The following is a 6,827-nucleotide window of genomic DNA, read 5'->3' as shown; positions in this document are numbered from 1 at the left end:
GTTCCCGCCCCACCGTGCCCCTCTCCGCCGATCCTCCGCCTGGCAGACTGAAGGACGTGACACAGGATGCCTCCGTTCCCGATTCCGCCGCTCCCGGCGGCAGCCCCTTCCGTTCCGCCCGCTCCGGCCGCGACGAGGCCCCGCAGTTCGTGCTGCCCCTGGTCGTGCGGATCGAACGGGCCGCGCCCCCGGCACGCACCGACGCGCTGGAGACGGCGGCCCGCTCGGTGCTCGTGATGCTCTCCGACGAGCGGTCGGTGGGGGACGGCGAATGGGCCCGGGCCGTCCGGGACTGGCAGGACGCCCGGATCCGCAAGGTGGTGCGGCGGGCGCGGGGCGCCGAGTGGCGGCGGGCGCAGGAGCTGCCCGGCATCACGGTCACCGGGAAGGCGGCGGAGGTGCGGGTGTTCCCGCCGGTGCCGCTGGACGGCTGGCCCAAGGAGCTGGCGAAGCTCCAGGTGTCCGGGACCGAACTCGACGACCCCGAACCCCCGGCCGCGGCGGATCCGGGCGCGCCGGTGCTGTGGCTGAACCCCGGCGTGGAGATGTCCGCGGGGAAGGCCATGGCGCAGGCCGGGCACGGCGCTCAGCTGGCCTGGTGGGAATTGTCCGACGAGGAGCGCGCGGCCTGGCGCGACGCCGGTTTTCCGCTCGCCGTACGCACCGCCGACCCCGCGCGCTGGCAGGATCTGCTGGTCAGCGGGTTGCCGTTGGTCCGGGACGCCGGCTTCACGGAGATCGCCCCGGGGCCGACCGTCGTCACCGAGGGAGGCGGCCACGTGTGCCCCCTGCGGCCCGGGCGGCGGCCGTAGGCACGGGGCCGGGTACGCGGCGGCGGCCCGGTCATCGACCGGGCACCCGGGTGTGCGCCTCGGCGTTCGGGTATGCCGGCAGTGCCTGATGGCCCGGATGCCGGGTCAGGAGCCGGCCGGTCCGCCGTCGTCTACGGCGTCTCGCCGGGGATCGAGGCGTACGTCTCGCGCAGGCGCTCCAGTGCCGGGTGGTCGCTCGCGAACCCGGTCTCGTCGATCGCCGCCAACGGGCGGACGCCGAAGGCGGTGTTGGTGGCGAACGCGGCCGGCATGCGCTTGGCCCGGGCCAGGGTGAGGGGGGCGACCCGGTGCTCGGTGTGCTGCTTCAGCAGCGCCATCGTGACGCCGGGCAGCACTTCGGCCCGTGGCCACACCACGGTGCCGTCCCGGTCGACGAAGCCCACGTTCCAGGTAGTGCCCTCGCTGACCCGTCCGTCCCGGTCGACGAACAGCGCGTCTCCGTATCCGGCGAGCTGCGCGGTACGGCGGGCGTGCAGGGCGCCGAACAGGCCGACGTGTTTGACCTGCGGCACGTCGCGTTCGTAGGCGACGGTCATCGCGCGCAGTGGCCGTGGGGGCACGGGGGCGGCCGCACGCACCGAGAGCAGGACGTGCGGTTCACCGGCCCGGGCCAGGTGGCCCAGGTCCGCGCGCGGGTCGTAGACGGTGACGCGGACGACACAGGGCAGTGCCTGCCCGTGCACGTGCTGCCGGAGGAGGTCGCGGACGCGGCCGGGGTCCAGGTCGGCGCCGAGGACGGCACCGCAGTCCCGGACGAGGCGGTCCAGGTGGCGGGACAGGCCGCGGACGGTGCCGTCGGCCTCGACCCGCACCGTGGTGAAGTGGCCCAGGTTGGTCAGGGCCAGGGCAAGCAGGTCGTCTGCGGAAACGGGCTCTCCGTCGAGTGTCGCCATGCCGCCCAGCGTGTCAGAACGGCTGTCGCGGAGTCCGGCGCACCGCGGCGGCGGCCGGGTGCGCGGGGCCGGGCGTCCGCCGCCCGGTCATCGAGGGCTCCTGGCAGGCCGCGGGCGGGCCGTCGCGCGGTGCGTACCGCGCCGGAACGGCTGCCTGCAGCCTGCCAGGGCCCGTGGCGGCGGCGGGATCCGCACCGTCAGATGCGCCCGCCGGTCCACCGGGTGATCGGCCCCTGCCCACTGCGCTCGACGAGGCGGCCGGCCACGAAGGACGCCGTGGCGAGGGCCGTCACCCCCGTCGCGGCCCCGGCGGCGATCAGCTTGCGGTTCTTGACGACCGCCCAGGCCGTCGTGGCGACCGAGGCCACCTGGCCCGCGGCCGAGACCACGGTGTCCCGGGTGCCCGCGAGCGCGGTGCCCGCGGAGGTCACCGCCCGGGATGCCCCGGCGGACACCGTCCGGGCCGCCCGCGCGGCAGTGTCGCCCGACGACGCGGCCTTGTCGCCCGCCTTCGACGCGGCGTCCCCGGCCTTCGACGCGGTGTCACCCGTCTTGGAGGCGGCCGACTTCGCCGTGCGGGCGGCGCGCCCCGTCTTGCTCTCCTGCTCCTGTGTGTTGGCCATGGGATGCGGCTTACCGCATCCGTCCCCGGCAAACGCGAGGGCCCGGCGCGCTCCGGGTTCTGCGTCCTTCCGCGTCGCGGGGGTAGACGAGCGGACAGGAGACGACTCGCTCTCCCCGCACCGCACTCACGGAGGTTGTCATGCCCGGCATCCTGAACCGGATCAAGCAGTACAGCCGTACTCCTCAGGGCCGACGGGCCATCGCGTCGGCGCGGCGCGCGGCGTCGGACCCCCGCACCCGGGCGCAGGCCCGCACGCTCCTCGGCAGGCTGCGTCGCCGATGAACGCGCTCCCGCGCCCGCTCGCGGGACGCGGCCCACTCGTGGGACGCGGCGAGCAGCCGGTGGCGGGCCGCCGCTCCGTTTCGTCCGGGGCGGCGGCCCGCGCGCGTCCGCCTCCGGCCCGTCCCCGGCCCGTCCCCCGGAGGGCGCCGGGCGCGGGCGGCACCGGGCGGCGCATATCCCGTGTCGCCGAGGGCATCCGGGCCCGTGCCGGCGTCGCACACCGCCGGGCGGGTCGACGACAGGAGGACAGCGGCCATGGCGACCGGATCGTCCGCGATACGCGGTTGGATGAGAACGCGCCGTCACCCGGCGCGCGGCACAGGAGCCGCCCGGGCCCGCCGGGCGGCGAACGGCTCGGTCGTCGGCACCGGGGCCCGCTGGGGTCTGGTGGCGCGCGGCACGATCTATCTGCTGATCGGTGTGCTGGCACTGCGGATCGCCACCGGAAGCGGCGGGTCCAGGGAGGCGGACAGCAGCGGCGCCGTCCAGGAGCTGGCCCGGCAGCCGTTCGGTGAGGCGCTGGTGTGGGCGATCGGCATCGGCCTGATCGGTATGGCCGTGTGGCGGCTGTCCGAAGCCCTGTTCGGGGCGTCGGGACCGGGCGGCCGCAAGGCGTCCAAGCGTGCTCTGAACGCCGGGCGCTGCGTCTTCTACGGTTTCGTGGCGTTCTCCGTGCTGACGTTCGTGACCTCCTCCAAGAACAGCGAGGGCAGCGACGCGACGTCGCGGGACCTCACCTCGCGAGCTCTCGAACTGCCCCTCGGCCGCTGGCTGGTGGGGCTCGCCGGGCTCGTCGTGCTGGGGGTCGGCGTCGGGATCGGGGTGCGCGCGGCCCGGCGCACGTTCCACAAGCACCTCGAGAAGGCGCGGATGTCCCGGCGGGTCCAGCGGGTCGTGGACGTCCTGGGGGTCACCGGCGGGGTGGCGCGCGGTCTGGTCTACGCGGCGGCCGGCGTCTTCGTGGTGATCGCCGCAGTGGACTACGACCCCGGGAAGGCCAAGGGCCTGGACGGCACCCTGCGGGCTCTCGCCGGCACCCCGGCGGGGCCCTGGCTGCTGGCTCTGGTGGCGCTCGGCCTGGCCGTCTTCGGTCTGTTCTCCATCGCGCTGGCCCGCTACCGCAGGGTGTGAGGCGAAACCTCAAATGTTGCTCTGAAGGTGTGCGCGCCGGGGTTCGGCCGCCGACGGCGGGGCCATACCCCCTGCACACCGTACGGAGCAGCTGGAGGTGGGGGGCGTGGAGCGACTCGGGACGGGGATCGGGTGGCGGCCGGAGATCGCGGACGCCGTCGAGGCGATGCCGGGCATCGACTGGGTGGAGGTCGTCGCCGAGAACGTGTGCCCCGGCCATCTGCCGGACTCGTTGCGGCGGCTGCGCGAGCGCGGGGTGACCGTCGTGCCGCACGGTGTCTCCCTGGGCCTCGGCGGCGCGGACCGGCCGGACCCGGCCCGGCTCACGGCGCTGGCCGAGCGGGCCGGGGCGCTGGGTTCCCCGCTGGTCACCGAGCACATCGCGTTCGTCCGCGCGGGCGGGCCGCTGACGGCCTCGCCGCTTCTGGAGGCGGGTCATCTCCTGCCGGTGCCGCGCACCCGGGACGCGCTGGACGTGCTGTGCGAGAACGTCCGGATCGCGCAGGACGCGCTGCCGGTGCCGCTGGCGGTGGAGAACATCGCCGCGCTGATCTCCTGGCCGGGCGAGGAGATGACCGAGGGCCAGTTCCTGTACGAGCTGGCGGACCGTACGGGCGTACGGCTGCTGATCGATGTGGCGAACCTGTACACCAACCACGTCAACCGCGGCGAGGACCCGGCCAAGGCGCTCGCCGAACTGCCCCTGGAGGCCATCGCGTACGTCCATGTCGCGGGCGGATTCGAGCGTGACGGTGTCTGGCACGACAGCCACGCCCACCCCGTCCCGCGTCCGGTTCTCGACATCCTGGCCGACCTCGCGTCGCGGGTCCGTCCGCCGGGCGTGCTGCTGGAGCGGGACGAGAACTTCCCCGCGCCGGCGGAGCTGGAGGGCGAGCTGGGGGCGATCCGGGAGGCCCTGCGGGAGGGCCGTGCGCGCGCGACCGCGGCTCCGGAGCCTGAGACTTCGGAGCCCGCGACCCGCAAGACCAGAACTCCCGGGCCCGGGACTCCCGCGGCCTCGGCCCTGGCGCCCGGTGCGACCGGGCCCGCCCGTGAGCGGCTCGGTCTCGCCCAGGCCGCCCTGCTCTCCGCGCTCGTCGCCGGGACGCCCGTGCCGGAGGGGTTCGACCGGGCGCGGCTGGGGGTGCAGACGCGGGCGCTGGCCGGGAAGCGGGCGGGGATCGTGGCGAAGGTGGCACCGGAGCTGCCGGGGCTGCTCGGGGACGCGTACCGGACCGAGTTCCTCGCGTACGCCCACGGCCGTCCGATGACCGGCGGCTTCCGGCGCGACGCCCTGGAGTTCGCCGAGCACCTGCTGCGCTCGGGCCGGCTGGAGGCGCGGGTGCGGCGGGAGGTGCGGACGTGGTGGCGGGAGCGGTCGGGTCCGGTGCCGTACTCGGCGCGCCCGGCCGTACGGCTGGCCCGGGGCGCCCGTCGGGTGCTGCTCGGCCGCTGACCGGCGCGGGCGCTCCGGACCCGAAACGGAACATCACGGACCGGCCACATCGCGTCCGCATGGTGAACGAGGCATGGAGTTCATCGGATCGTCGGCATAGAAACACGGCATGTTCTGGGTCCTCCTCCTGCTCCTCGCCTGCGCCGCCGCCGGTGCGGCGTGCGCGTCGCTGTGCCTGGCCGCCGTACGAACGGCCGGCGACCACGCGACCGGAACGCACGGTCTGACGCTCTACGAGGCGGCGTTCCTGTCCGGCGGACCCGCGCGGGTCGCCGATCTGACCCTGGTCTCGATGGCCCGCCAACGGCGGCTGCTGCTCGCGCACACCGGCTGGGCGACCGTCGTCGACCCGCGCGGGCGCGACGAGATGGAGCGCTCGGTGATAGGGGCGATCGGGCCAAAGGGGCAGTCCCCGCTCGCCCCCGTACGGGCCGCCGCAGCCGCCGCCGAGGCGGTGCGTGCGCTGGCCGACCGGCTGGTCCGTGCGGGCCTGGCCGTGCCGCCCGGAGCCGGGACCACGGTCGCGGCGGGTGTCCGGCGGGTGCGGCTCGCCGCCCTGGCCGTGGTGGCGCTCGGCACGACCGCGCTGCTGCTGCCCGGCGAGCCGGGGCCGGCGCGCCCTCTGATCGCGTGCTGGTTCGCGCTGCCGCTCGTCCTCGCCCTGAGCTGTCTGGCCCTGGCACGCATCGAGGCGTACCCGTACTCCCCCTGGGCCTCCCCGGCCGGGCAGCGGCTGCTGGCCGCGCTGCCCCGGCCGTCCGGCGACCGCGCCGACGACCACGCGTACCTGACCGCGGTCGCCGTGCACGGGATCCGCGCGGTCGGCGAGCCGGAGCTGCGGGCGGCCTTCGTCCGGAGCGGACCCGCCCGGCGCGGCTGACGGCTCCTCGGCTCACGGGGGACTGGATCGCCGGGACCCGTTCAGGGGGCGTGCGGAAGCGTGCGGGCCGACACCGGGCGCCCGGTGCTTGCCTCCGCCCACACGCGACCCAAACATCCCTTTTGTCGCTGCCGCGCACGAAAGGGAGTACGCGATGAGAGCTGCCGCCCTCTACACGGCCGCCGGATCCCTGCTGCTGACCGCCCTCGCCGCCGCCCCCGCCGACGGCACGCCGAGGACGCCGATGGGCCCCGAGGCGCGCGGCACCGCGGTGGCCGCCGCCCGGGCCGCGGCCCGCGGAGTCGACTTCGGCGCGTGCGCCGGCGGTCAGGACATGCCGGGCGGCATGGAGTGCGGCACGGTCCGCGTCCCGCTGGACTACGCGCGCCCGCAGGGCAGGCAGATCGAACTCGCCGTCAGCCGGGTGCGAGCCACCCAGCGCGACCCGCACAACAGCAAGCGCAAGGTGCCCCGGCAGGGCGCCCTCCTGCACAACCCTGGCGGTCCGGGCGCCTCCGGTCTCCACTTCCCGCTGGTCGGCCTGCTCCCCGAGTGGAAGCGGATCGCCGCCGCCTATGACCTGGTCGGCTACTCCCCGCGCGGCGTCGGCACGTCGGCCCCGCTCTCCTGCCAGGACCCGGCGCGGTTCTTCACGGGCCCCACCCCGGCCCCGACCCACCCCTCGGAGGCGTACACGCGGCAGCGCTTCGCGCGGGCCAAGGCGTAT

General features: G+C 75.7%; 7 protein-coding genes and 1 pseudogene. 6 read left to right on the top strand and 2 right to left on the bottom strand.

Features of this window, described 5'->3' with window-relative positions:
• The first annotated feature begins 56 nt into the window (after positions 1–56).
• A complete protein-coding gene (locus tag CCN42_RS23055) occupies positions 57–812 on the top strand; it encodes an aminoacyl-tRNA hydrolase (RefSeq protein WP_086738428.1) in 756 nt (251 codons plus the stop codon).
• Between the two features lie 131 nt (positions 813–943).
• On the opposite strand, the gene CCN42_RS23050 is transcribed toward CCN42_RS23055, so the two are convergent.
• Together CCN42_RS23050 and CCN42_RS23045 are read right to left on the bottom strand one after the other, a co-directional pair.
• Positions 944–1,726: an aminotransferase class IV gene (locus tag CCN42_RS23050; protein WP_086738426.1), complete on the bottom strand. Its 783-nt coding sequence runs from the start codon at positions 1,724–1,726 to the stop codon at positions 944–946.
• Between the two features lie 197 nt (positions 1,727–1,923).
• Positions 1,924–2,349 (bottom strand): hypothetical protein, encoded by a 426-nt coding sequence (locus tag CCN42_RS23045; RefSeq protein WP_086738423.1) that lies wholly within the window; start codon positions 2,347–2,349, stop codon positions 1,924–1,926.
• A 140-nt stretch (positions 2,350–2,489) separates the two neighbouring features.
• Between CCN42_RS23045 and CCN42_RS43375 the strand changes: the two genes are divergently transcribed.
• The 5 genes and pseudogenes from CCN42_RS43375 to CCN42_RS23025 all read left to right on the top strand — a co-directional run.
• Positions 2,490–2,633, top strand: a complete 144-nt coding sequence (locus CCN42_RS43375; protein ID WP_169731511.1) for a hypothetical protein — start codon at positions 2,490–2,492, stop codon at positions 2,631–2,633.
• A gap of 288 nt (positions 2,634–2,921) precedes the next feature.
• Positions 2,922–3,764, top strand: coding sequence for a DUF1206 domain-containing protein (locus tag CCN42_RS23040; protein ID WP_086738431.1), 843 nt, complete (start codon positions 2,922–2,924; stop codon positions 3,762–3,764).
• Between the two features lie 106 nt (positions 3,765–3,870).
• Complete coding sequence (locus CCN42_RS23035; RefSeq protein WP_086738420.1) at positions 3,871–5,220, top strand: MbnB/TglH/ChrH family RiPP precursor modification enzyme; 1,350 nt, start codon at positions 3,871–3,873, stop codon at positions 5,218–5,220.
• Between the two features lie 109 nt (positions 5,221–5,329).
• Complete coding sequence (locus CCN42_RS23030) at positions 5,330–6,100, top strand: TIGR04222 domain-containing membrane protein (protein ID WP_086738417.1); 771 nt, start codon at positions 5,330–5,332, stop codon at positions 6,098–6,100.
• Positions 6,101–6,254: 154 nt separating this feature from the next.
• A pseudogene (locus CCN42_RS23025) lies at positions 6,255–6,827 on the top strand (alpha/beta hydrolase); the annotation flags it as partial.

The organism is Streptomyces glaucescens, from assembly GCF_002154375.1.
Lineage (GTDB): Bacteria > Actinomycetota > Actinomycetes > Streptomycetales > Streptomycetaceae > Streptomyces > Streptomyces glaucescens.
The sequence above is the reverse complement of the archived record's forward strand: the minus strand, read 5'-3'. Positions and strand labels throughout refer to the sequence as shown.

Coding starts and splice junctions, on each gene's coding strand:
- CCN42_RS23030 (WP_086738417.1), top strand. CDS start 5,330: ATGTTCTGGGTCCTCCTCCTGCTCCTCGCCTGCGCCGCCGCCGGTGCG.
- CCN42_RS23045 (WP_086738423.1), bottom strand. CDS start 2,349: ATGGCCAACACACAGGAGCAGGAGAGCAAGACGGGGCGCGCCGCCCGC.
- CCN42_RS23040 (WP_086738431.1), top strand. CDS start 2,922: ATGAGAACGCGCCGTCACCCGGCGCGCGGCACAGGAGCCGCCCGGGCC.
- CCN42_RS43375 (WP_169731511.1), top strand. CDS start 2,490: ATGCCCGGCATCCTGAACCGGATCAAGCAGTACAGCCGTACTCCTCAG.
- CCN42_RS23050 (WP_086738426.1), bottom strand. CDS start 1,726: ATGGCGACACTCGACGGAGAGCCCGTTTCCGCAGACGACCTGCTTGCC.